The sequence below is a fragment of the Rubrivivax rivuli genome (assembly GCF_004016505.1).
Lineage (GTDB): Bacteria > Pseudomonadota > Gammaproteobacteria > Burkholderiales > Burkholderiaceae_C > Rubrivivax > Rubrivivax rivuli.
In genome coordinates, this window is record NZ_SACR01000003.1 from 587,808 (window position 1) to 611,262 (window position 23,455).

General features: G+C 70.1%; 23 protein-coding genes and 1 tRNA gene. 14 read left to right on the forward strand and 10 right to left on the reverse strand.

Going from position 1 to position 23,455, the window contains the following annotated elements; translation table 11 throughout:
• Positions 1 to 72 precede the first annotated feature (72 nt).
• Genes EOE66_RS11155 through EOE66_RS11165 form a run of 3 tightly spaced genes read right to left on the reverse strand, consistent with a single transcriptional unit; the run spans position 73 to position 2,374 of the window.
• The gene (locus EOE66_RS11155) at positions 73 to 600 is read right to left on the reverse strand and encodes a PDZ domain-containing protein (protein WP_128228748.1); all 528 of its coding nucleotides are present in this window, start codon (positions 598 to 600) and stop codon (positions 73 to 75) included.
• Positions 597 to 1,076, reverse strand: coding sequence for a hypothetical protein (locus tag EOE66_RS11160; RefSeq protein WP_128228749.1), 480 nt, complete (start codon positions 1,074 to 1,076; stop codon positions 597 to 599). Before EOE66_RS11160 ends, EOE66_RS11155 begins: the two co-directional genes overlap by 4 nt.
• Entirely contained in the window at positions 1,076 to 2,374 is a 1,299-nt protein-coding gene (locus tag EOE66_RS11165; RefSeq protein ID WP_128228750.1) for an LbetaH domain-containing protein, read from the reverse strand. Before EOE66_RS11165 ends, EOE66_RS11160 begins: the two co-directional genes overlap by 1 nt.
• 472 nt (positions 2,375 to 2,846) lie before the next feature.
• Here EOE66_RS11165 and EOE66_RS11170 point away from each other — a divergent pair, with 472 nt between their 5' ends.
• The 3 genes from EOE66_RS11170 (at position 2,847) to EOE66_RS11180 (ending at position 6,650) form a co-directional block, all read left to right on the forward strand.
• Positions 2,847 to 4,919, forward strand: a complete 2,073-nt coding sequence (locus EOE66_RS11170; RefSeq protein ID WP_128228751.1) for a sensor histidine kinase — start codon at positions 2,847 to 2,849, stop codon at positions 4,917 to 4,919.
• Positions 4,919 to 5,596, forward strand: a complete 678-nt coding sequence (locus tag EOE66_RS11175; protein ID WP_128228752.1) for a response regulator transcription factor — start codon at positions 4,919 to 4,921, stop codon at positions 5,594 to 5,596. The genes EOE66_RS11170 and EOE66_RS11175 overlap by 1 nt, the downstream gene beginning before the upstream one ends.
• 76 nt (positions 5,597 to 5,672) lie before the next feature.
• Positions 5,673 to 6,650, forward strand: coding sequence for a GMP reductase (locus EOE66_RS11180; RefSeq protein ID WP_128228753.1), 978 nt, complete (start codon positions 5,673 to 5,675; stop codon positions 6,648 to 6,650).
• Positions 6,651 to 6,656: 6 nt separating this feature from the next.
• On the opposite strand, the gene EOE66_RS11185 is transcribed toward EOE66_RS11180, so the two are convergent.
• The gene (locus tag EOE66_RS11185; protein ID WP_128228754.1) at positions 6,657 to 8,033 is read right to left on the reverse strand and encodes a S41 family peptidase; all 1,377 of its coding nucleotides are present in this window, start codon (positions 8,031 to 8,033) and stop codon (positions 6,657 to 6,659) included.
• Positions 8,034 to 8,179: 146 nt separating this feature from the next.
• Here EOE66_RS11185 and EOE66_RS11190 point away from each other — a divergent pair, with 146 nt between their 5' ends.
• Together EOE66_RS11190 and galU are read left to right on the forward strand one after the other, a co-directional pair.
• Complete coding sequence (locus EOE66_RS11190) at positions 8,180 to 11,020, forward strand: valine--tRNA ligase (protein ID WP_128228755.1); 2,841 nt, start codon at positions 8,180 to 8,182, stop codon at positions 11,018 to 11,020.
• Positions 11,017 to 11,886 (forward strand): UTP--glucose-1-phosphate uridylyltransferase GalU, encoded by an 870-nt coding sequence (gene galU / locus EOE66_RS11195; RefSeq protein WP_128228756.1) that lies wholly within the window; start codon positions 11,017 to 11,019, stop codon positions 11,884 to 11,886. Before EOE66_RS11190 ends, galU begins: the two co-directional genes overlap by 4 nt.
• 1 nt (position 11,887) lies before the next feature.
• Here the strand turns inward: galU and EOE66_RS11200 are convergent, their stop codons facing one another.
• Genes EOE66_RS11200 through cysM form a run of 3 tightly spaced genes read right to left on the reverse strand, consistent with a single transcriptional unit; the run spans position 11,888 to position 13,609 of the window.
• The gene (locus EOE66_RS11200) at positions 11,888 to 12,115 is read right to left on the reverse strand and encodes a sulfurtransferase TusA family protein (protein ID WP_128228757.1); all 228 of its coding nucleotides are present in this window, start codon (positions 12,113 to 12,115) and stop codon (positions 11,888 to 11,890) included.
• A 26-nt stretch (positions 12,116 to 12,141) separates the two neighbouring features.
• A complete protein-coding gene (locus EOE66_RS11205) occupies positions 12,142 to 12,675 on the reverse strand; it encodes an NUDIX hydrolase (protein ID WP_128228758.1) in 534 nt (177 codons plus the stop codon).
• Positions 12,676 to 12,688: 13 nt separating this feature from the next.
• Positions 12,689 to 13,609 (reverse strand): cysteine synthase CysM, encoded by a 921-nt coding sequence (cysM, locus tag EOE66_RS11210; RefSeq protein ID WP_128228759.1) that lies wholly within the window; start codon positions 13,607 to 13,609, stop codon positions 12,689 to 12,691.
• A gap of 144 nt (positions 13,610 to 13,753) precedes the next feature.
• On the opposite strand from cysM, the gene EOE66_RS11215 reads away from it, so the two are divergent.
• The 3 genes from EOE66_RS11215 (at position 13,754) to EOE66_RS11225 (ending at position 15,686) form a co-directional block, all read left to right on the forward strand.
• Positions 13,754 to 13,838, forward strand: a tRNA-Leu gene (locus EOE66_RS11215).
• A gap of 37 nt (positions 13,839 to 13,875) precedes the next feature.
• Positions 13,876 to 14,565 (forward strand): rhomboid family intramembrane serine protease, encoded by a 690-nt coding sequence (locus EOE66_RS11220; RefSeq protein ID WP_128228760.1) that lies wholly within the window; start codon positions 13,876 to 13,878, stop codon positions 14,563 to 14,565.
• A 152-nt stretch (positions 14,566 to 14,717) separates the two neighbouring features.
• Entirely contained in the window at positions 14,718 to 15,686 is a 969-nt protein-coding gene (locus EOE66_RS11225; protein ID WP_205702676.1) for a S1C family serine protease, read from the forward strand.
• Between the two features lie 18 nt (positions 15,687 to 15,704).
• On the opposite strand, the gene EOE66_RS11230 is transcribed toward EOE66_RS11225, so the two are convergent.
• Complete coding sequence (locus EOE66_RS11230) at positions 15,705 to 16,613, reverse strand: SDR family oxidoreductase (protein ID WP_128228762.1); 909 nt, start codon at positions 16,611 to 16,613, stop codon at positions 15,705 to 15,707.
• 89 nt (positions 16,614 to 16,702) lie between these two features.
• Here EOE66_RS11230 and EOE66_RS11235 point away from each other — a divergent pair, with 89 nt between their 5' ends.
• From EOE66_RS11235 to EOE66_RS11260, 6 genes are read left to right on the forward strand one after another with little or no spacing between them, the layout of a single operon-like run.
• Entirely contained in the window at positions 16,703 to 17,743 is a 1,041-nt protein-coding gene (locus tag EOE66_RS11235; protein WP_128228763.1) for a CDP-6-deoxy-delta-3,4-glucoseen reductase, read from the forward strand.
• A gap of 7 nt (positions 17,744 to 17,750) precedes the next feature.
• The gene (gene aotJ / locus EOE66_RS11240; protein ID WP_128228764.1) at positions 17,751 to 18,548 is read left to right on the forward strand and encodes an L-arginine-binding protein AotJ; all 798 of its coding nucleotides are present in this window, start codon (positions 17,751 to 17,753) and stop codon (positions 18,546 to 18,548) included.
• A gap of 12 nt (positions 18,549 to 18,560) precedes the next feature.
• A complete protein-coding gene (locus tag EOE66_RS11245; RefSeq protein WP_128228765.1) occupies positions 18,561 to 19,262 on the forward strand; it encodes an ABC transporter permease in 702 nt (233 codons plus the stop codon).
• Positions 19,262 to 19,951 carry an ABC transporter permease gene (locus EOE66_RS11250; protein ID WP_128228766.1) on the forward strand — a complete coding sequence of 230 codons (690 nt, stop codon included), beginning with the start codon at positions 19,262 to 19,264 and terminating at the stop codon, positions 19,949 to 19,951. The genes EOE66_RS11245 and EOE66_RS11250 overlap by 1 nt, the downstream gene beginning before the upstream one ends.
• Before the next feature lie 30 nt (positions 19,952 to 19,981).
• The gene (locus tag EOE66_RS11255; RefSeq protein WP_128228767.1) at positions 19,982 to 21,103 is read left to right on the forward strand and encodes a succinylglutamate desuccinylase/aspartoacylase family protein; all 1,122 of its coding nucleotides are present in this window, start codon (positions 19,982 to 19,984) and stop codon (positions 21,101 to 21,103) included.
• Complete coding sequence (locus EOE66_RS11260; protein WP_310733107.1) at positions 21,100 to 21,885, forward strand: ABC transporter ATP-binding protein; 786 nt, start codon at positions 21,100 to 21,102, stop codon at positions 21,883 to 21,885. Before EOE66_RS11255 ends, EOE66_RS11260 begins: the two co-directional genes overlap by 4 nt.
• Before the next feature lie 13 nt (positions 21,886 to 21,898).
• Here EOE66_RS11260 and EOE66_RS11265 read toward each other — a convergent pair whose 3' ends face one another.
• Both EOE66_RS11265 and EOE66_RS11270 read right to left on the reverse strand, forming a co-directional pair.
• Positions 21,899 to 22,750: a hypothetical protein gene (locus EOE66_RS11265; RefSeq protein ID WP_128228768.1), complete on the reverse strand. Its 852-nt coding sequence runs from the start codon at positions 22,748 to 22,750 to the stop codon at positions 21,899 to 21,901.
• Complete coding sequence (locus EOE66_RS11270) at positions 22,747 to 23,448, reverse strand: ABC transporter ATP-binding protein (protein ID WP_128228769.1); 702 nt, start codon at positions 23,446 to 23,448, stop codon at positions 22,747 to 22,749. Before EOE66_RS11270 ends, EOE66_RS11265 begins: the two co-directional genes overlap by 4 nt.
• Between the last annotated feature and the right edge of the window lie 7 nt (positions 23,449 to 23,455).

A 23,455-nucleotide genomic window follows, 5' to 3' on the forward strand; every position in this document is an offset into this window, starting at 1 on the left:
GGTCTGAACCGATCGGCAAGGCGCAGCGCCCCCCGCTCCATGGCGGTTCAAGCAGCACCCGGCGCGCACCGCTCATTCCGCCGGCGAGCCCACCTCTTGGCCTGCGTGGTACAGGCTGATCGGCTGGCCGTTGCGCAAGCCCTCGATGTGCATCACGCCCCGGGCGGGCCGCTGCGCGAGCAGGCTCGCCACCTCGGCGGCCTGCGTCACGGCACGGCCGTTGATGCGCACGATGCGGTCGCCCTCGGTCAGATCGAGTTCGCGCCCCAAGCCGGACGCAGGGGCGCTCTGCACCCAGACGCCACTGCCATGGGACACCAGCGTTCCCAGCGCCGATGGTGTCGTGGGGGACGAGGCCGCAGCTCGCGCCGACGCGCCCATGCGCAGGGCCGGTGACGGCAGGTCCGCGCGCAAGGCCCTCGTCGGGTCGTGCAGAGGCGGCACTGCCGGGGTCACCCAGGCCTCATCCGGCGAGGCCCGTGGGCTCTCGGCCGCCGGGGCCTGCAGCGCGTCCGGGGCGGCATGCCACGCCACGCCGGCAGCCAGGCACAGCGCCGCGACCGCCGCGCCGGAGGCCGCAGGCCGACGCTGGCTGCTCAAGGCGTTCCCTTGCCGGCCGGGCCGACCGGGGCGCCGACCTGCAGCCATGGCGTCACGACAGCCGTCCTGCCGTCCTGAAGGCGGGCGACGACCTGCACCGACAGCAGGCTGCCTATCGTCTCCAGTTGCGTCGTGCGGGCGACCATCCCCGCGGCCTTCGGGTTGTCGCCGCGGGCCACCTCCAGGCGCAGGCCGGGCTCGACCACGGCCTTGACCTTGCGGCTGGTGCCCTCAGCCGTCTTGTAGCGGATCTCGTAGTGCTTCGCCCCCGCCGCCGGTGCCCACTGCAGCACCCAGAAGCTCTGCCAGCGCAGGTGCGGCACGCCCGACCGTGCGGCGTAGGCCTGGGTCACATCCTGCAGTTCGGCGCGCAGGCCCGGCAGCTGGGCGACGGCCGGAGCCGCCTCCAGATCCGAAGCCGCGAGCGCCGAGGTGCAAAGCAGCCCGACCGCTGCCGCTGCTTGCAGGGCCTTCATCACCGGGCGACCGTGCTGCAGCCGGGGTTCCACTCCACCGCGTAAGTGCTGGCGTTGGCATGCCCGAAATTCACCACGATCGTGCGGGCCGGCACCACGGTGCCGGCGGGCAGGGTGGAACCGTCGACCAGGCTGCCGCAGCCGATGCTCACGCCGGCGCCCAGGACCGAGCGGAACACCACCGCGTGGTCGCCGATGCGTGTGCCATCGCCGACCACGGTATTGAAGTGCGGGTTGTTCTGCGTGGCTGCCGACTGGCCGCCATGCACCAGGCTGCGGAAACCGTAGCTCACGTGGTCGTGCAGGTGCAGGCCGGTGTGCTCCAGGGCATGGAAGGTGGTGCGGTCGAGCATGCGCGCGATGTGCCCGACGTGGAAGGGCTCGCCCTCGTCGGCGCGCAGCGAGATGAAGCTGCCGACGACCACCTCGTCGTCGTCGGCGTTCAGCACGTCGCGCGCGTCGGCCAGGCTCACGTCGCCGATGATGCGGTTGCGATGGCTCGGGTCGCGTGTGGCCACACCGGCCAAGGTCGGCAGGTCTCGCAGGGGGTTGAAGTCGGAGCGGCCCGGGTCGTAGTTGATGCCGCGCACGTTGCTGGCGTTGTCGCGGAAGAGCTGCGTGTACTCGCGGGCAAAGGTCTCGTTGACATGCAGCACGCCTTCCATGAACTCGCGCAGTGCCTCCGTGATCGGCACCACCTTGCCCAGGGCCACGTTGTCGGCCTCGGCCTGCGTCGTGATGTTCTTGCCTGAAAGCACGACCTTGCCATGCTTGACCACGATGCCGGGGGCCACGCGCGCCAGGTGCAGCACCATCGCGTCGTGCTCGACGGTGGCGCGGTCGATCAGGCTGTTGAAGCCGACGAAGGCGGCGTTGTGCTCGCCCACGACCGCCTTGCGGCCCACCTTGGCCGGCGCCCTGACCTGCGCGCCATGCGCCAGGATCACCTCGTCACCGAGCGTCACCGCGCCGCTGCCCGTCACGCCGACGCTGTCCTGCAGGTTGGTCTTCTTGCCGATCGACACGGTGCCGGATGCCGAGATGGTGGCAAACGGTCCGATGTAGACCTGCTTGTCGAGCGTGACGCGCTGTGCACTGGCGATCGATGCCGTCGGATCGATGAAGCTGGCCGTCTCGGCCACGGCAGCGGCCGGGCACACCGGTCGGTTGCTGGCGCTCGGCGAACACAGGGCCAGGGCCGCGCCGGACGCCAACAGGCCCAGTGCGCCCAGCAGCCATTGCCGGATGCGTGACGGTGTGCCGGCGTCGCGGGCCAGGGGAGAGAGACAAGGTGTCATGGCGAGGTCCTCGGTGGTTGCGGGGGCGGGCCAAGCGGGGCCTGGCACTCGATGCGCAGGCTACGAACCCGGCCCCCCGGGCGCTTGGGTGAATGGCGCGCCGGCTCTAGGAAATCGGAGCGGTCCGCGTTCCCCGAGGTCAAACATGCAACCATGTGTAACAGACATGTACGTCGATCGCGCAGCCGGCCTCGGTGCGCAATGCCAGACGCCCTCGAGAACTGTGGGGGCCCCGCCCGTCCCATGCCTCGCGCAAAGCGTTCATGACCGGCGCCGAGCCGCCACCCAAGAACCATCCCATGAACGACCGCGGCCCCAGCCACACCTCGCCAGCGGGCCACTGGCCCGTCAGCTCGCCCCCCCTCACGAAGCGGTGCGACGGGCGGGTCCGACCATGACAACGGTGCAGCCGCGTTCCGCGCCCCGGCGGTGGCGCCCGGTTCGCTGGCGTCGGCTGGGCGCCACCGCCTGCGTGCTCGCCCTCGTGGGCAGCGAGGTCGCCGAGATCCTGCACGAGTACGGCGAATGGAAGGGCCACACGGTCGAAGCCGTGGCCAATCATTTGGTGGTGTGGGACGCCGCCGTGGACGGTTTCCTTGCGCCGACCATCGCCGGCCTGCGCGCGGTCTCGGTGGCCGCACAGCTCGCGCAGGGCGAGGAACTGGCGCGCCGCACCGAGGAGTTCGACAACTGGCTGGATCGCCTGGGCCGCTCGGGGGCGGTGCATGCCACCTGGCTGGTGATGGACAGCGAAGGGCAGGTCCTTGCCAGCGCCGGCATCAGCCCGGTGACCTTGCAGCCACAGGAACGGGCGGCACTTTGGGCCGCTGCGCAGACAGCCGGCCCCGACGGGCCGCCGGTGTACAGCCTCTCCCACACGCCGGCCAGAACCTTGAACATCGGCGCCCGCTTGCGCCGGGTGGATGGGGCCGTCGTCGGCCTGGTGGTGGCACAGATCCCCTACGCGCGCCTGGACGAACTGGCCAAGCGGCACGGCGCCGAGCCCGGCGTGGCGCTGATGCTGCGCGACCACGCCCAGGGCCTGGTCGCGCACGCCACGGCACCAGACCTGTCCGCTGCCGATCTGGCGCGCATGGCCACGGCCGCGAAGCGGCGCGACGTCTCCGGCAGCGAGCTGGGCCTGCAGATGGAAGCAGACGCGGGCCAGCGCTACCTGGTGCGCGGCCGCGAACGCGGCGATTGGGGCCTGCAGACCGTGGTGGCCATGAACACCGACCAGTTCATGCGGCATTACCGCGAGGAGTGGTTGCTTCGGGGCCTGTTCCTGCTGGCCCTGTGTGGCCTGCTCGCCTTGATCGGCCTGCAGCAACGACACCAGCGCGTGCTGGGCGAGGCGGCGCGCGCGCAGGCCACCCGCTTGCGCAAGGGCGCCGTGCAGTGGCTGGAACTGCTGCCCGAGCCCACCTGGCTGGCCAGCGCCGACGGCACCCGCACGCGCTTCAACGGCGCGTTCGCCAGCTGCTTCGGGCTCGACGCCGACCAGGGTGGCGCGATGCCATGGCAATGGGACCGCGTCATCGAGGAACCGGCCCTGGGCGCCTGGCACCAGGTCGTCAAGCGCGTGCAGCGCACCGGCGCGACGCAGTGGTGCCACGTCAGCCTGCCGGCCGCGGGGGGCCGGCGGCGCGTGGTGCTGGCGCGTGTGTCAGCCTTGCGCGACCCGATCTTCGGTACCGACGAGCGCGTGATCCTGGTGATCCTGCAGTTGGGGCGCGACGGCTTGAACATGGACGAGGACGCCGCGCGCGCCCGTGAACTGCTGCAACTGGCCGAAGCCGAGCAATGGCGCCTGGGCCAAGCCCTTCACGACGAACTCGGGCAGCAGCTCACCGGCATCGCTTTCCTGGCCAACGTGCTTGAACGCAAGTTGCGCGCCGCCCACCGCGGCGAGGCCGACGATGCGCGTTGGCTCACGACGCTGGCCAACGAGACGATCGAAAAGGCACGCCAGCTGGCGCGCGGGCTGGTCCCCGTCAACAGCGCCGACCCCGGCGCGCTGGCCGCCGCTCTGGGCGAACTGGGCCGACGCACAGGCGAGGTGTTCGACATCGCCTGCAGCGTGCAGGCCGACCCGGGCTTCGACCCCGGGGGCACCGAGCGCGCCAACCACCTGTACCGCATCGTGCAGGAGTTGATCACCAACGCCGTGCGGCACGGCGCCGCGCGCCAGGTGTCCATCGACCTCCTGGAAGCCGGGTCCGGCGGCTTGCAGCGCATGCGCGTGGTCAGCGACGGCGTGCGCGTTCCTGCGGACGTGCTCCAGGCGGGCCGCGGACTGGGGCTTGCCGGCATCCGCAGCCGGGCCGCCTACCTGGGGGCCACGGTCGCCTTCGACGCTCTCGAGCCGGGTGGTCTGGCCGTCACGGTGGATCTGCCACCGGCAGCAGCGCAGTGCATCGACCGCGAGCCCGGGCCCAGCCAGGGGGCCGGGCACCGCGTGCCTGCGCCAGGCGATGCTGCGGCGGGGCTGACCGGCCGAAGGCAGGGACCCGATGGCCCGGCCCCTTCGATGCAGGAAACCTGATGTCCGAACCGCACGACCCCATCGCCCTGCTGGTGCTGGACGACCACGCCATCGTGCGCCACGGCCTGCTGCAACTGGCCGCGCAAGTGCCGTGGATCAAGGCCTGCCGCGCGGCAGCCAGCCTGGACGAGGCCTTGGCGCTGATGAACGAACGGACCTTCGATGTCGCTGTCGTCGACCTGTCGCTGGGCGGGGCCAGCGGCATGGACGCGATCGGCGAGCTGCAGGAGCGCTGGCCCGCCCTGCGCGTGGTGGTGCTCAGCATGCACAGCGACCCGATGTACTGGGAGCGCGCCTTCGAGCGCGGCGTCCACGCCTTCGTGGCCAAGGACGACGCCACCGAGCAGCTGGTCGAGGCGATCGCGCGCGTCGCGCAGGGTGGCATCTACATGGGCGCACGCATCCAGAGCGCGCTGGCGGGCCGGTTCGGCGCCGCTGGTCGCGCTTGCGCACCGCGCCCCGAGGCGCTGGTGGCACGCCTGACCCCGCGCGAGCGCGAGATCCTCGAGTTCATCGGCAAGGGGCTGTCTGCGGCCGAAGTGGCCTTCGAACTGGAGCGCAGCGTGAAGACGGTGGAGGCGCACAAGGCGAAGCTGCGCGAGAAGCTCGGCCTGCGCAGCAACCAGCTGCTGCTGCAGTTCGCCGCCCGTTGGGTGCAGTTCGACAGCCGGCTCTGAGGGCGGCGCTCCTAAGATGCGCAGTCCGGTGCGCGAGCGCCGGGTCCAGCCCGCACCCCACCCCAAGAGTCCCGTCATGGAAATCTTCGACTACGACAACATCCTGCTGCTGCCGCGCCTGTGCCGGGTGGAAAGCCGCAGCGAATGCGACACCAGCATCCAGTTCGGCCCCCGTCGCTTCACGCTGCCGGTGGTGCCCAGCAACATGAAGACGGTGGTCGACGAGCCGATCAGCCAGATGCTGGCCAAGAGCGGCCACTTCTACGTGATGCACCGCTTCGACCTCGACAACGTGGCCTACGCGCGCCGCATGCGCGAACTGGGCCTGTTCGTGAGCCTGAGCTCGGGCGTGAAACCGGCCGACTTCGACGTGATCGACCGCCTGGCGGCCGAGGGCGTGGGCGCCGACTACATCACCATCGACATCGCGCACGGCCATGCCGAGAGCGTGAAGAAGACCATCGCGCACATCAAGCAGCGGCTGCCCGAGGCCTTCGTCATCGCCGGCAACGTGGCCACGCCCGAGGCCGTGATCGACCTGGAGAACTGGGGCGCCGACGCCACCAAGGTGGGCGTGGGGCCGGGCAAGGTGTGCATCACCAAGCTCAAGACCGGCTTCGGCACCGGCGGTTGGCAGCTCAGCGCGTTGAAGTGGTGCGCCCGCGTGGCCACCAAGCCCATCATTGCCGACGGCGGCATCCGCCACCATGGCGACATCGCCAAGAGCATCCGCTTCGGCGCCAGCATGGTGATGGTGGGCTCGCTCTTCGCGGGCCATGAAGAGAGCCCGGGGGCCACCGTGGAGGTCGACGGCAAGCGCTACAAGGAGTACTACGGCTCGGCCTCTGATTTCAACAAGGGCGAATACAAGCACGTCGAGGGCAAGCGCATCCTCGAGCCCATCAAGGGCCATCTCGCCGACACGCTGCGCGAAATGCGCGAAGACCTGCAGAGCAGCATCAGCTACGCCGGGGGGCGCGTGCTGCAAGACTTGAAGAAGGTGAACTACGTGGTGCTCGGCGGCGAGAACGCCGGCGAGCACCTGTTCATGTAGCCCGCGTCAGCGCGGGATCATCCCGCGGTTCTCGCCCGGCTCCACCGCCAGGCGCGCGCGGGCCGCGGGGCGCCGCGCGGCCAGCGGCACGGCGCGCTCGCCTTCGGCCGTGGTGAAGCACGCGCCGATGTCGGCGTGGCGCAGCGCGGTGCTCATCAGCGGGTCGGCGGCGCTGCCCTGGGGGGCGCTGAAGTCTTCGGCCACCGGGCAGCTGGCCTGGAAGCCGTCGAAGTAGCGGCCTTCGTTGCGCTGGTTCACGCTCTCGAAGTTGACGACGCTGTAGGTGCGCCCGCAGCTGCTGCTGGGCAGGAAGCCCACCGGCTTGCCGCAGGTGGTGTCACCGACGGTGATCACCTCCACCCCGGCACCCCGCAAGCCGTTGACCACCTGCTCGCTGGCCGAGCAGGTGCGCGGGCCCGTCAGCACGTAGACGCGCGGCAGGCCGAGGGCCGCGGCGGGCTGGCTGAAGCCATAGCTCTGGTTGTTGGCGGCCGCGCGCTTGTCGTTGTAGAGCAGCGAAGCGTAGGTCAGCCCTGCGCCCCTCGCGCCTGCGATGTAGCTGGCCAAGGTGCCGCCCGTGCTGACGAGGCCGCCGCCGTTGTAGCGCAGGTCCAGCACCAGGTCTTGCACCCCCGCGGCCCTGAACTGCGAGAAAGCCGCGTCCAGCGGCGTGAGTGCCTGGCCGATCATGTCCTTGACCTGCAGGTAGCCCACGCGGCGGCCGCGCGGGCTGGTCTGCACCGTCACGCCCTGCACCGGGTTGAGGTTGTAGACCGCCGCGTTCAGGGCCACGCTGCGGTCGTTGCCGGCACGGCGCAGCACGAGGCTGAGCGTGTCGCCGGCCTGGGCTGGGCTCAGCACGCTGTAGTCGTCGGCCGCCACCACGCTGGCGGCGCTGCGGCCGTTCAGGCTGAGGATCTGGTCGCCGCGCTGCACGCCTTGCACGGCGGCGGGTGAACCGGGCTCGACGTAACGCACATAGAGCGCCCGCGTGCTGACGCCGTCGACCTCGATGCCGTTGACGGCCACGCCGTAGCCGAGCGTGGCGCCATCGCCGTAGAAGCGGTTGAAGCTCTCGGTGCTCTGGCTGCCGCTCCAGCGGTCGGCCGGAAAGCTGGCGCTGGTGCCGGTGTAGAGCAGCGCGTCGAAGTAGGCCTCCACGCTGTTGAAGCCGCTGGCCGCGGGCCGTGGCGAGAGGCGGTACCAGAAGTACCAGTCGTTCATGTAGTTGCCCAGCCAGGCCTGCTGGTCGGGCACCGAGCAGCTGGCGGCCGGGGCGGTGGGGTTGTCATCGCCACCGCCACCGCAGGCGACCAGGGCCAGGGCGGCACAGGCCGTTGCCGCCGGACGCAGCAGATGGATGAACAAAGGGCGACAGATCATCGAAAAGCTCCTGGGCGGGCCGGAGGGCCCGTGGGCGCGGCGCTCAGGGTCGCCACCTAGAATCGACAACCCTTCGCGGTGCCTTCACGTTGACAGACTTTCACGTGCCAGGCGCCCCGGCCTGTATCGCTTTGTCTCACGCCATCATGACCGAACTCGCCAAGTCCTTCGAGCCCGCCCCCATCGAGGGCCGCTGGGGCCCGGTGTGGGCCAGCAGCCCGGCGCACGCCCCGACACTCGACCCGGCCAAGCCTTCGTTCTGCATCCAGCTGCCGCCGCCCAACGTGACGGGCACGCTGCACATGGGCCACGCGTTCAACCAGACCATCATGGATGCGTTGACGCGCTACCACCGCATGCGCGGCCACAACACGCTGTGGGTGCCGGGCACCGACCACGCCGGCATCGCCACGCAGATCGTCGTGGAACGCCAGCTGCAGGAAAACGGCCTCAGTCGCCACGACCTGGGCCGCAAGAACTTCGTGGCGCAGGTGTGGGACTGGAAAGCCACCTCGGGCGCCACCATCACGAACCAGATGCGCCGCCTGGGCGACAGCGTGGACTGGGGCCGCGAGTACTTCACGATGGACGAGAAGCTGTCCACCGTGGTGACCGAGACCTTCGTGCGCCTCTTCGACGAGGGCCTGATCTACCGCGGCCAGCGCCTGGTGAGCTGGGACCCGCAGCTGAAATCGGCCGTCTCCGACCTGGAGGTGGAAAGCGAGGAGGAAGACGGCTTCCTGTGGCACATCGCCTACCCCCTGGCCGATGGTTCGGGCCAGCTGGTGGTGGCCACCACGCGCCCCGAAACGTTGCTGGGCGACACCGCGGTGATGGTGCACCCGGAAGACGAGCGCTACACCGCACTCATCGGCAAGCAAGTCAAGCTGCCGCTGACCGAGCGCGTGATCCCGGTGATCGCCGATGCCTATGTCGACCGCGAGTTCGGCACCGGCGTGGTGAAGGTGACGCCGGCGCACGACGCCAACGACTACGCGGTGGGCCAGCGCCACGGCCTGCCGATGATCAGCGTGCTGGACCTGGAGGCCCGGCTCAACGCCAACGCGCCCGAGGCCTACCGCGGGCTCGACCGCTTCGTGGCGCGCAAGAAGATCGTGGCCGACCTGGAGGCTCAGGGCCTGCTGGTGGAGACCAAGAAGCACAAGCTGCAGGTGCCGCGCTGCGCGCGCACCGGCCAGGTGGTGGAGCCCATGCTCACCGACCAGTGGTTCGTGGCCGTGAACAAGCCCGCGAAGGACGGCACCAGCATCGCCGAGAAGGCCCGCCGCGCGGTGAGCAGCGGCGAGGTGCGCTTCGTGCCCGAGCAATGGGTCAACACCTACAACCACTGGATGGACAACATCCAGGACTGGTGCATCAGCCGCCAGCTCTGGTGGGGCCACCAGATCCCGGCCTGGTACGGCACGGGCGGCGAACTCTTCGTCGCGCGCAGCGAAGAAGAAGCGCGCCAGCGTGCCGCGGCCGCCGGCTACGCGGGTGAACTGAGGCGCGACGAAGACGTGCTCGACACCTGGTACAGCAGCGCGCTGGTGCCCTTCTCTTCACTCGGCTGGCCCGAGAAAACCAAGGAGCTCGATCTCTTCTTGCCCAGCACCGTGCTCGTGACGGGCTTCGACATCATCTTCTTCTGGGTCGCCCGGATGATCATGATGACGACACATTTCACCGGCAAAGTGCCCTTCCGCGACGTCTACATCCACGGTCTGGTGCGTGACGCGCAAGGCCAGAAGATGAGCAAGAGCGAGGGCAACGTGCTCGACCCGGTGGACCTGATCGACGGCATCGAGCTCGCCCCGCTGCTGGACAAGCGCAGCACCGGCCTGCGCAAGCCCGAGACCGCACCGCGCGTGCGCAAGCAGACGGAGAAGGAATTCCCGCAAGGCATCCCGGCCTTCGGTGCCGACGCGCTGCGTTTCACCATGGCCAGCTACGCCAGCCTGGGCCGCAACATCAACTTCGACAGCAAGCGCTGCGAGGGCTACCGCAACTTCTGCAACAAGCTCTGGAACGCGACGAAGTTCGTGTTGATGAACACAGAAGGCCAGGACTGCGGGCTGAAGGAGCACACCAAGGCCGAGTGCCAACCCGGCGGCCCCTTCCACGGCTACATGCGCTTCAGCCAGGCCGACCGCTGGATCGCCGGCGAACTGCAGCGCGTGGAAGCCGCTGTGGCCCAGGGCTTTGCCGACTACCGGCTGGACAACGTGGCCAACGCCATCTATGCCTTCGTCTGGGACGAGTACTGCGACTGGTACCTGGAAATCGCCAAGGTGCAGATCGCCCAGGGTTCCGAGGGCGAACAGCGAGCCACGCGCCGCACGCTGATCCGCACGCTGGAAGCGGTGCTGCGCCTGCTGCACCCGCTGGCGCCGTTCATCACCGCCGAGCTCTGGGAAGTGGTGGCGCCGGTGGCCGGCGTGAAGCAGACCGAGAGCATCGTGACCGCGCGCTACCCCGAGGCGCAGCTGGCCAAGGTCGACCCGCAGGCCGATGCCTGGGTGGCGCGGCTGAAGGCCGTGGCCGCCGAGGTGCGCCGCCTGCGCAGCGAGATGGGCCTGCAGCCCGGCGAACGCGTGCCGCTGCTGTGCCTGGGCGATGAAGCCTTCGTGCAGAGCGCCGCGCCCGTGCTGAAGGCGCTGGCACGACTGGCCGAGATCCAGCCGCTGGCCGACGAGGCCGCCTTTGCTGCGGCGACGCAGGCCGCGCCGGTGGCCGTCAACGGTGAGCTTCGCCTGGCGCTGCACGTGCAGATCGATGTCGAGGCAGAGATCGCACGGCAGGAGAAGGAAGTCGCACGCCTGCGCGGCGAAATCTCCAAGGCCGATGCGAAACTCGGCAACGAAAGCTTCGTCGCGCGCGCCCCGGCCGCGGTGGTGGAGCAAGAGCGCGCCCGGCTGGCCGACTTCCGGCAAGCGCTGGCAAGGCTGGAAGAACAACTCGCCCGTCTGCAGAAAGCCCCCCAATGAGCGTCGTCTCCAAGGCCATCTTCCCCGTCGCCGGCCTCGGCACGCGTTTCCTGCCGGCCACCAAGGCGCAGCCCAAGGAGATGCTGCCCGTCGTCGACAAGCCCCTGATCCAGTACGCCGTGGAAGAGGCCTATGCCGCCGGTGTGCGCGAGATGATCTTCGTCACCGGCCGCCACAAGCGGCCCATCGAAGACCACTTCGACATGACCTACGAACTGGAAGTGGCGCTGGAGAAGGCCGGCAAGGAAGAACTGCTGTCGGTGGTGCGCAGCGTCAAGCCCGACGACATGGAGTGCATCTACGTGCGTCAGCCGCAGGCCCTGGGCCTGGGCCATGCCGTGCTGTGCGGCCAGCGCCTGGTGGGCAACCAGCCCTTTGCCGTGTTGCTGGCCGACGACCTCATGGTCGGCGCACCGCCGGTGCTGGCGCAGATGGTCGAGCAGTTCAAGGAGTGGCGCGCCTCCATCCTGGCGGTGCAGGAAGTGCCGGCCGAGCACACCAGGCGCTACGGCATCGTGGCGGGCACGCCGGTGAACGAGCGCGTGATGGACGTGACCCGCATCGTCGAGAAGCCCGCGCCTGAAGTGGCACCCTCGCGCCTGGGGGTGGCGGGCCGCTACATCCTCACGCCCGGGGTCTTCCACGAGATCGCCACGCAGCCGCGCGGCGTGGGTGGCGAGATCCAGCTCACCGACGGCATTGCCAGCCTGCTGCGGCGCGAAAAGGTGTTCGCCTACCGCTACGAAGGCAAGCGCTACGACTGCGGCAGCAAGGAAGGTTTCCTGGAAGCCAACGTCGAACTGGCGCTGGCGCACCCGGTGCTGGGGCCAGGGTTCCGCAGCTACCTGCAGAACCTGGATCTCTGAATCAGCGCCGCCGCAGGACGTGCACGAACTCGTTGCCGTTCTGTGTCTGCTCCACCAACTCGTTGCCGGTCTGGCGCGCGAAGGCCTGGAAGTCGCGCGTGGAGCCCGGGTCGGTGCTCAGCACGCGCAGCACCTCGCCCGTCACCATGTCGGCCAGAGCCTTCTTGGTTTTGAGGATGGGCAGCGGGCAGTTCAGACCGCGGGTGTCGAGTTCTTTGGCGTTGTCCATGGTGTTCGGGTGCAAAGCAGCACAGCTCAGGTCTTGGGCGGCAGTTCGATGAACTGCGGTTCGATGCCACGGCCACGCAGCCAGTCGGCCAGCGCATAGCCGGTGCCGGCGCGCCAGCAGCGCAGGTCTTGCGGCGCGAACAGCTTGTACTCGGCGAGTTCGGGCGAGAGGCTGATCTCGCCTTCGGCCTGCACGTGGTAGGCGATGATGATCTGGTTCATGCGCTGGAAGTCGTAGACGCCCACCAGGCGCGTCTGCGTGACCCGCAACGCCGTTTCTTCCAGCACCTCGCGCGCGATGCCGGCCTCGGGCGTCTCGCCGGCCTCCATGAAGCCGGTGATCAGCGCGAACATGCGGCCGCTCCACGCGGCATTGCGCGCCAGCAGCACCCGGCCCTCGCGGTCGGTGCATTCGACGATGGCCGCCAGCACCGGCGTCGGGTTGTTCCAGTGCGTCCAGCCGCAGGCCGGACAGCGCAGCCGGGCCTTGGGGCCGCCGTCCTCCTCCTGGCTGATCCAGGCCAACCCAGTGCCGCACTGCAGGCAGAACTTGGCGTCCATGCTCAGACCACCGTCATGCCGGGAAGACGCCAGTGGAAAGGTAGCGGTCGCCGCGGTCGCAGACGATGAAGACGATGGTGGCGTTCTCCAGGCGTTGCGCGAGTTGCAGCGCAGCCCAGCAGGCACCGGCGGCGCTGATGCCTGCGAAGAGGCCCTCTTCGCGCGCCATGCGGCGGGCCATCTCCTCGGCGTCGGCCTGGCTCACGTAGACCAGTTCGTCGACATTCGCCGGGTCGTAGATCTTGGGCAGGTAGGCCTCGGGCCACTTGCGGATGCCGGGAATGCGGCTGCCCTCGCTGGGCTGGGCGCCGACGATGCGCACGGCCGGGTTTTGCTGCTTCAGGAAACGCGAGACGCCCGTGATGGTGCCGGTGGTGCCCATGGCGCTGACGAAGTGCGTCACCCGGCCGGCGGTGTCGGCCCAGATCTCGGGGCCGGTGGTCTCGAAGTGCACGCGCGGATTGTCGGCGTTGGCAAACTGATCGAGCACGCGGCCCTTGCCGTCCTTCTGCATCTGCTCGGCCAGATCGCGCGCGTACTCCATGCCGCCACTGCGCGGCGTGAGGATGAGTTCGGCGCCGAAGGCCTTCATGGTCTGCGCCCGCTCGATGGACAGGTCCTCCGGCATGATCAGAACCATCTTGTAGCCGCGGATGGCTGCAGCCATCGCCAGCGCGATGCCGGTGTTGCCGCTGGTGGCCTCGATCAGCGTGTCGCCGGGGCGGATGTCGCCGCGCTCTTCGGCCCGCTTGATCATGCTGATGGCCGGGCGGTCTTTCACGCTGCCGGCCGGGTTGTTGCCTTCCAGCTTGCCCAGGATGACATTGCCGCGCGCAGCACCAGCCGCGCCGAGCAGGCGTTGCAGCCGCACCAGCGGCGTGTGGCCGATGGCGTCTTCGAGGGTCTTGTAGACCGGGGGGGCCGGGTGGCTCATGAAGGGGCTCCTGCTGCGGGGCCATGATTGTCGCAGCGCGGCGCCGGCATGGCATGGCGTGCCAGGCGCCCACCCCGCCGCACCCAGGGGCGGCAAGGCTGCATGTGATAATCGCGCTCGCTTCGGGCCCGGCCCAGGCGTGCCGCCCCCGTGACGAAATCGGTAGACGTAGCGGATTCAAAATCCGCCGCCGCAAGGCGTGCCAGTTCGAGTCTGGCCGGGGGCACCAGGTCGGCCACCACCGCACCGTTCATCGCCTGCCCCCCATGCCGCCGATCCCGCCGCTGATCAAGAACCTGATGCTGGCCTGCCTGGCCGTGTTCTGCGTGCAGCAACTGCTGCCACTGGAGAACTGGCTGGCGCTCTACCCGGTGGGCAGCGGCGGCTTCATGCCCTGGCAGCTGGTGACTTATGCCTTCCTGCATTTCGACCTGCTGCACCTGACCTTCAACATGCTGGGCCTGTGGATCTTCGGCGCCGAGCTGGAGAACCTCTGGGGCCGCAAGCGCATGCTGCAGCTGCTGCTGGTGTCGGTGGTCACGGCGGCGGTGTCGCAGCTGGCCGTGACGGCGCTGATGGGCACGCGTGCCGTGACGCTGGGTGCCTCGGGCGCGCTCTACGGCCTGCTGCTGGCCTATGCGCTGACCTTCCCGCGCCGGCGTTTCGACCTCGTCGGTTTCCTGCCGATGGCGCTGCTGATGACGCCCTACGCCGCGCTGCACATCGTCGGCCTGGTGCTCTTCGTGCTGATGTTCACCAACCGCCAGGCCCTGCCCATCCCACCCGTGCCGGTGCCGGCGCTGGTGATGGTGGGCATCTTCGGCGTCGTCGAGCTGCTGCTGGGCATGTTCGTGCGCAGCAACCTGGCGCACTTCGCCCATCTGGGTGGCATGGTGGGCGGCTGGCTGGTGATGCGGTTCTGGCGCGGGCAGATGCCCTTCGGCCGCCGCCGCTGAAGAAACCCCTGGCTGGCGCAGCGGCGCCGCCGGCCCCATGCTTGGGGTCCTTCAAGGCCCGAGGGTGAGGCATGGCGCAAGCAGCGACAACAGGTGGCAAGCTGAAGCGGCGTCGTGCCCTGGCCTGCGGGCTGGCCCTTGGCCTGGGCGCCATGGCGCTCACCGCGCGCGCCGCGCCCAGCGCCCTGGAAACACGCTCCCGCGCGCTGGAACGCGCCCACGCTGCGGTCTTCGCCCTCGAGGTGCAGGTGGTGGAAGGGGCCCGCTCCGCCAAGACGCTGGGGCAAGAGCGTGAGGGCTCGGCCGTGCTCATCAGCGACGACGGCGTGCTGCTCACCGCGGGCTATCTGGTGCTGGAAGCCGAGACCGTCACGGTCGTCACCGAGGCCGGCGCGCGCCTGCCGGCCCGCGTGCTGGCCTACGACGTGGCCACCGGTTTCGGCCTCGTGCAGGCGCTGGCTCCGCTGGGCCGCGCGCCCGTGCCCCTGGCCCGCAACGCACCCAGCCCCGGCCCCGAGCCGCTGACGGCCATCAGCGCCGGCGACGAGGCCGAAGTGCTGCCGGTGACGCTGGTCTCGCGCCGCGCCTTCTCGGGCAACTGGGAGTACCACGTCGAGACCGCGCTCTACACCAGCCCACCGCTCGACCAGCACAGCGGCGCCGCGCTGTTCAACGCCGAAGGTGAACTGCTGGGCATCGGCTCGCTGGCCCTGCCCGACGTGCAGCCCGGCCCTGCGCGGCAGCGCATGCCGGGCAACCTGTTCGTGCCGGTGGACCTGCTGCGCCCGGTGCTGGCCGAGCTGCGCAGCCAGGGCCGCTCGGCCGCCAGCGTGCGGCCCTGGCTGGGCTTGAACTGCGCCGAACAGGCCGGCGAACTGCGTGTGCTGCGCGTGGCCGAAGACAGCCCGGCCGACGTGGCGGGCCTGCAGACTGGCGACCGCATCACGCGCATCGACGGCCGGCGCGTGGCGGCGCTGGCCCAGCTGTGGCTGGGCCTGTGGGCCGACCCCCGCCCACAACGCGCCGTGGAGTTGGAGATCGAGCGCGGCGGCCGGCTGATGACCGTCACCGTGCACGCCGTGGACCGGGCCGCGACGCTGGCCCGCGCCACCGGCATCTGAGCGGCCCCTGCCGCGCCATCAACCGCGCCGCAGGCCCTCTCCCACGGTCGGGTAGCGCAGCTTCAGCCTCAGCTCATCCTTGAGCCGGCGGTTGTCCAGCCGGCGTGATTCGCTCATGAAGCTCATCAGCATGGGGCTCAGCGTCTGCGCCGCCACGGCCCGCGTGATGCGGGGCGGGCGCGGCAGGCCGCAGAGGTCGGCCGCGAGGTCGAAGTAATCGCCCATCGTGAGCTGCGTGTCGTCGCTGGCGTGCAGCACGCGCTGCGGGCGGCCGCGGTAGAGCGCGGCCACGCACGCGCGCGCCAAGTCGTCGGCGTGGATGTGGTTGGTGTAGACGTCATCCTCGCGGGCCAGCACGGCGGTGCCGCGCTGCAGACGTTCACGGGGGTGGCCGCCGAGGCGGTTGCTGGCGTAGATGCCGGGGATGCGCAGCACCGTCACGCGCGCGCCGGTGCGGCGGCCGAACCAGCGCAGCTGCGCTTCGGCATCGACACGGCGCTGCGCACGCTCGGTACCGGGGGCCACGGCCCGGGTCTCGTCGAAGAAGGCGCCGCCAGCATCGCCATACACGCCGCTGGTGCTGCCGTAGACGAGGCGCTGCACACGCCCGCCGCGCGCCAGCGCACGCAGCAGCGCCTGCGTGCGCGGGTCGCGCCGGCCCTGCAGCGGCGGTGGCGCCAGGTGCAGCACGGCATCGGCCAGGCCGCCCAGGCGGCCGAGCGTGACGGGCTCGTCGAGGTTGCCGATGAGGGGGATGGCACCCAGCGCGCGCAACTCGGGCGCACGCGCGGGGCTGGAGGTCAGCGCCAGCACGCGCCAGGCCGGCTGCACCAGCGGCAGCACCCGCAGGCCGACATCGCCGCAGCCCACGATCAAGAGCGTGGGGCGGCGCGCAGCGGCCAGGGGTGTGAAGGCGGGCAAGGACATGGCAGGCGGCAAGGCAGGCGGCACCCGGGGCCCGGGCACAATTCGCGCTTGAGTTTACGAGCGCGCCCCAGGCGCACAGACCGGCCACCATGAGCTTCCAGATCACCCTGCAACCCTCCGAGCGCAGCTTCAGCGTCGACGCCGACGAAGCCATCCTGCCCGCCGCCATCCGCCAGGGCGTGGGCCTGCCTTACGGCTGCCGCGACGGCGCCTGCGGCTCGTGCAAGAGCCGGCTGCTCGAAGGCCGTGTGATGCACGGGCCGCACCAGTTGAAGGCGCTGACGGCCGAAGAGGAAGAGAAGGGCTACATCCTCACTTGCTGCGCCCACCCGCAGACCGACTGCGTGGTCGAAGCGCGCAGCGTGCCCGGCGCGGGCGAGTTCCCGGTGCTCAAGCTGCCCTCTCGCGTGCTCAGCCTCAGCAAACCCAGCGCCGACGTGGCGGTGGTGAAGCTGCAACTGCCCGCCAACCAGAACCTGCAGTACCGCGCCGGCCAGTACGTGGAGTTCATCCTGCGCGACGGTGCGCGCCGCAGCTACAGCATGGCCAACGCGCCGCACCTGCTGGGCAGCCCGCCGGCCATCGAACTGCACATCCGCCACATGCCCGGCGGCAAGTTCACCGACCACGTCTTCGGCGCGATGAAGGAGAAAGACATCCTGCGCATGGAAGGCCCTTTCGGCAGCTTTTTCCTGCGTGAAGAGTCGAACAAGCCCATGGTGCTGCTGGCCAGCGGCACGGGCTTCGCGCCCATCAAGGCGCTGATCCAGCAACTGCAGCACAAGGCCCTCACGCGCCCGGCCGTGCTGTACTGGGGCGGCCGCCGCCCGGCAGATCTCTACGAGAACGCATGGTGCGAACAGGCCGCGGCCGAACTGCCCTGGCTGCGCTACGTGCCCGTGGTGAGCAACGCCCTGCCCGAAGACGGCTGGGCGGGCCGCACGGGCTTCGTGCACCGCGCGGTGATGGAAGACTTCCCCAGCCTCGCCGGGCACCAGGTCTACGCCTGCGGCGCCCCCATCGTCGTCGAATCGGCACAGCGCGATTTCGTGGCGTTGTGTGGCCTGCCAGAAGACGAGTTCTACGCCGACAGCTTCACGTCGGAAGCCGACAAACAAGGCCAGGAGTGACCCCGCCATGAACCGCAAGCGCTTCACCCGGGTGCTGGCCCTCGCGGCCATCGCCGCCGCCCTGCCCCTGGCCGCCACCGCCCAGGCCCCCGACTGGAAGAAGGTGCGCATTGGCGTCGAAGGCGCCTACCCGCCCTTCAGCGAGATGGGCCCCGACGGCAAGATCAAGGGCTTCGACATCGACATCGCCAACGCGCTGTGCGCGCAGATGAAGGCCGAGTGCACGCTGGTGCCGCAAGAGTGGGACGGCATGATCCCGGCGCTGCAGGCGCGCAAGTTCGACGCCATCATCGCCTCGATGGCGGCCACTGACGAGCGCCGCAAGGTGGTGGCCTTCACCGACAAGTACTACAACACCCCGGCGCGCCTGGTGGCCAAGGCCGGCGCCCAGCTGCAAGCCACGCCGGAAGGCCTGAAAGGCAAGCGCATCGGCGTGCAGCGCAGCACCATCCACGACCGCTTCGTCACCGACACCTTCAAGGGCAGCGAGATCGTGCGCTACGGCAAGGCCGACGAGGTCTACCTCGATCTGGTGGCCGGCCGCATCGACGTGGCCATGGGCGATTCGGTGGCCATCGACGGCGGCCTGCTCAAGAAGCCGCAGGGCAAGGCCTTCGACTTCTTCGGCCCCAACTACACCGACGAGAAGTACTTCGGCACCGGCTCCAGCATCGCCGTGCGCAAGGCCGACACCGCGCTGGCCGCGCGCTTCAACGCGGCCATCAAGGCCATCCGCGCCGACGGCACCTACAAGAAGATCCAGGATCGCTATTTCAGCTTCGACGTCTACGGCGACACGAAGTAAACCGCGCCGACGATGTTCCTGCACGGTTACGGACCCAGCCTGCTGCAGGGTGCGCTGCTGACGCTGGGGGTGGCCGCGGCCTCGCTCGCGCTGGCCGTCGTGCTGGGGCTGGTGGGGGCCAGCGCGCGGCTTTCTCGCTCGCGCTGGGCCAGCCGCACGGCGCTGGCCTACACCACGCTCGTGCGCGGCGTGCCCGACCTGGTGCTGATGCTGCTGATCTTCTACGGCGGCCAGATGGCCATCAACGCCCTGGGCGACCGCCTGGGCTGGGGCTACATCGACATCGACCCCTTCGTCGCGGGCGTGCTGACGATGGGCTTCATCTTCGGCGCCTACATCGCCGAGGTGCTGCGCGGCGCCATGCTCGCGGTGCCGGCCGGCCAGCGTGAAGCGGCGCTGGCCTACGGCTTCACGCGCTGGCAGGTGCTGCGGCGCATCGTCGGGCCGCAGATGCTGCGGCATGCCCTGCCGGGGCTGTCGAACAACTGGCTGGTGATGCTGAAGAGCACGGCCATCGTCTCGGTGATCGGCTTGTCGGACCTGACCAACCGCGGCGCGATGGCCGCGGGCAACACGCGCGAGCCCTTCCTGTTCTATGGCGCGGTGGCACTGGCCTACCTCGCCTTCACGGCCTTGTCGGAACTGGGTTTCGCCTGGGCGCAGAAGAAGCTGTCGGTGGGCCAGGCTCCGCGGTCCACACGAGAGGCGCACTGATGCAGTGGGCCACCATCGCCGAGGCCTTGCCGCAATACGCGGCAGGCGCCTGGCTCACCTTGCAACTGCTGGTGGCCGCCTTGCTGCTCGGTGGCCTGATGGCGGTGCCGCTGGCAGTGGCACGCGGCGCGCGTTCGCGCTGGGTGCGCGGGCCGGTGTGGTGCTTCACCTATGCCGTGCGCGGCACGCCACTGCTGGTGCAACTCTTCCTGCTGTACTACGGCCTGGCGCAGTTCGAGGCGGTGCGCGAAAGCATCTTTTGGCCCTGGCTGCGCTCGGCCTCGTTCTGCGCTGTCCTGGCGTTTGCCATCAACACCTGCGCCTACACCACCGAGATCTTCCACGGCGCGCTGCGCGCGGTGCCGGCCGGCGAGATCGAAGCCGGGCGGGCCCTGGGCATGTCGCGCTGGGTGCTGCTGCGCCGCATCGTGCTGCCCTCGGCGCTGCGCCGCGCGCTGCCGGCCTATGGCAACGAGGTGGTGCTGATGCTGCACGGCACCGCGCTGGCCAGCGTGGTGACGCTGGCCGAGCTGACCGGCGCCGCGCGCGAGTTCAACAACGTGCACTACCTGCCCTTCGAGGCCTTCCTCACCGCCGCCGTGTTCTACCTGCTGATCACGGGCGTGCTGGTGGCCCTGTTCCACGCCGCCGAGAGGCGCTGGCTGCACCCGATGCAGCGCAACGCTTGAACCGCACCCGCTGCCCCTGCCGCCCTGCGCATGACGATCCGACACCACGAACTTCTCAGCCCCACGCCGGGCACCACGCAATCGCTCGTCAGCCTGCACTACGGCCAGCCGGGCCGCGGCCCCAAGGTGCTGGTGCAAGCCTCGCTGCACGCCGACGAAACCCCGGGCATGCTGGTGGCCCAACACCTGCGCCAGCGCCTGGACGCGCTGCAGGCCGAAGGCCGCGTGCGCGGCGAGGTGGTGCTGCTGCCCGCGGCGAATCCCATCGGCCTGCACCAGTGGCTGCATGGCCAGCACCATGGCCGGTTTGAACTCGCCGGCGGCGAGAACTTCAACCGCGGCTACACCGACCTCACCGACACCGTCATCGCGGCCGTGCAGGGCCGGCTGGGCAGCGATGCCACCGCCAACCTGGCCACCGTGCGCGCCGCGCTGCGTGAAGCCGTGGCCGCGCTGCCCGTGGCCACCACGCTGGACAGCCTGCGCCGCCTGTTGCTGGGCCTGGCCTGCGATGCCGATCTCGTGCTCGACCTGCACTGCGACGGCGAAGCCGCCCTGCACCTCTACACCACGCCCGCCTGCTGGCCGGCGCTGCAGCCGCTGGCCGGCTACCTGGGTGCGCGGGCCGTGCTGCTGGCCGAGCGATCGGGCGGCGACCCCTTCGACGAAGCCTGCTCCATGCTCTGGCCGGCGCTGTCAGAACGCCTGGGGCCCGTGAGCCCGCTGCCACCCCAACCCAGCCTGGCCGTGACGGTGGAACTGCGCGGGCAGAACGATGTGGCCCACGCCGTCGCAGCCGACGATGCGCAGGCCATCCTGCATTACCTGGCCTTGCGCGAGGTGCTCGATCTGCCTGCCGCCCCCGTGCCACCGCTGCAATGCGCGGCCACGCCGCTGGCCGGCTCCATGCCCATCGTCGCGCCGCACGGCGGCGTCGTGGTCTTCGCGCGCGAGCCGGGCGAAACCGTGCAGGCCGGCGATCTGATGGCGGAGCTGATCGACCCCATCACCGGGCACACCACGCCGCTGCACGCACCCACCAGCGGCGTGTTCTATGCGCGCAGCAACAGCCGCTACACACGCGCCGGCGGCCGCCTGGGCAAGGTGGCCGGCGCCGAGGCGCTGCGCCACGGCCGGCTGCTGTCGCCATGACCGCAGCCATGGCGGGCGGCGGCCTGCGTGTCTCCGACCTGCACCACCGCTACGGCACGCGCGAGGTGCTGCAGGGCATCACGCTGCACGCACCCAAGGGCGCCGTGCTGGCCCTCATCGGCGCCAGCGGCTCGGGCAAGAGCACGCTGCTGCGCTGCCTGAACCTGCTGGAGACGCCCACGCGCGGCACGCTGCAGCTGGGCGACGAAACCTTGGCGCTGCGCCCGGGCGCCGACGGCGCCCTGCACTGCCCCGATGCGAAGCAACTGCAGCGCTGGCGCACGCGGCTGGCCATGGTCTTCCAGGGCTTCAACCTCTGGGCCCACCGCACCGTGACGCAGAACATCACCGAAGCGCCGATCCACGTGCTGGGCCGCCCGCGTGACGAGGCCGTGGCCCGCGCCCATGCCTTGCTGGAGCGCGTGGGCCTCACGCACCGGCGCGACGCCTACCCGGCGCAACTCAGCGGGGGCGAGCAGCAGCGCGTGGCCATCGCCCGCGCGCTGGCCATGGACCCGGAGATCCTGCTCTTCGATGAACCCACCTCGGCGCTGGACCCGGAACTGGTGGGCGAGGTGCTGGCCGTGATGCGCGGCCTGGCCGCCGAGGGCCGTACGATGCTGGTGGTGACGCACGAGATGGGGTTCGCGCGCGAGGTGGCCAGCGAGGTGGTCTACCTGCACCAGGGCCGCATCGAGGAACAGGGCCCGCCGGGCCAGGTGCTGGTGCAGCCGCGCAGCGAGCGCCTGCGCCAGTTTCTCTCGGGCAGCCTCGGCCGCTGAGTTGGCCGCTGCGTCAGCCGCTGAGGGCGTCGAAGACGTGCACCTCGGTCTTGCCGCTGCCGCCGCCCTGGGTGAGCACGGCGTAGACCTCGCCGTTGTTGCGCAAGGCGAATTGCCAGGCCTTGGTGACCGGCGGCAGCGGCGTCGGCGCCTGGCGGCGGAAGGCGCCGTAGCGGCGCGAGGCGTCGAGCACATGCACTTCGCTGCGCGCCGAGCTGCCGCCACGGTTGAAGGCCACGACATCGCCGCTGGGCAGCACGCCGAAATCCCAGGTGGTGTCGGTGGCGTGCAGCGCGGTGTCGGCCTGCAGGGCCACGCGCTGGTAGCGGCTCTTGGCATCGAGCACCAGCACCTCGGTCTGCCCCGTCACCGACAGGCGGTTGATGCAGACGAGGTCGCCGTTCGAATTGGCCCCGAAGGCCCAGCGGCGGTCGGTGGCGGGCAGCACCGTGGGCGTCTGCAGCTTGTAGGCGCGGTAGTCGGCGCTGCCGTCGAGCACATGCACCTCGGTCTTGCCCGAGGCGCCACTGCGGCGCACCGCCATCACATCGCGGTTGGCCAGGGCCACGAAGTCCCAGCCGGCGTCGGCGGCCTCCAGCGCGGTTTCGGTCTGCTGCGCAAAACGCTTGAAGCCACTGCTGGCCGAGACGATGTGCAACTCGGTGCGGCCGCGCGTGCCCTGGCGTTGCACCCCCACCAGATCGCCGTTGTCGAAGACCTGGAAGGACCACGTGTCGGGCGTGGGTGGCAGCGCCGTGCCCGTCTGCAGGCGGAAGCCCGCCGCGAGCGCCGGGCGCACACCGGTGGCTGCCAGCAGCAGCGCCGCGCCGGCCGGAACCAGGATGTCGCGCCGCCGCATCGTCATTCGCCGAGGTAGGCGGCGCGCACCTTGGGATCGTTCAGCAGCGCCTTGGCCTCGCCACTCATCGTGATCTCGCCCGAGTCCATCACGTAGCCGCGGTTGGCCAGGCCCAGGGCGCGGCTGGCGTTCTGCTCCACCAGCAGCACCGTGGTGCCGCGGCTGTGGATGTCGGCCACCACCTCGAAGATCTTGTCCACCATGATGGGGCTCAGGCCCATGCTCGGCTCGTCGAGCAGCAGCACCTTGGGCCGGGCCATCAGCGCACGGCCCATCGCCAGCATCTGCTGTTCACCGCCGCTCATGGTGCCGGCCAGCTGGTTGCGGCGTTCCTTCAGGCGCGGAAAGATGGCGAAGACCTTCTCGATGTCGGCGTCGATCTCCTTGTCCTTGCGCACGAAGGCGCCCATCTGCAGGTTCTCGGTGATGGTCATGCGCGTGAAGGTGCCGCGGCCCTCGGGCACCATCACGAGGCCCTGCTTGACCAGGTCCCAGGGACCCTGGCCCTTGATGTTGCGGCCCAGGTACTCGATGCTGCCTTCGGCAGCGGCCTGCGTGCCCGTGACGGCCTTCAGCGTGGTGGTCTTGCCGGCACCGTTGGCGCCGATCAGGCTGACGAGCTCGCCTTCGTGCACCTCGAAGTTCACGCCCTTGACGGCCTGGATGCCGCCGTAGGCCACCTTCAGGCCGCTGACTTTCAACATGGTCTGA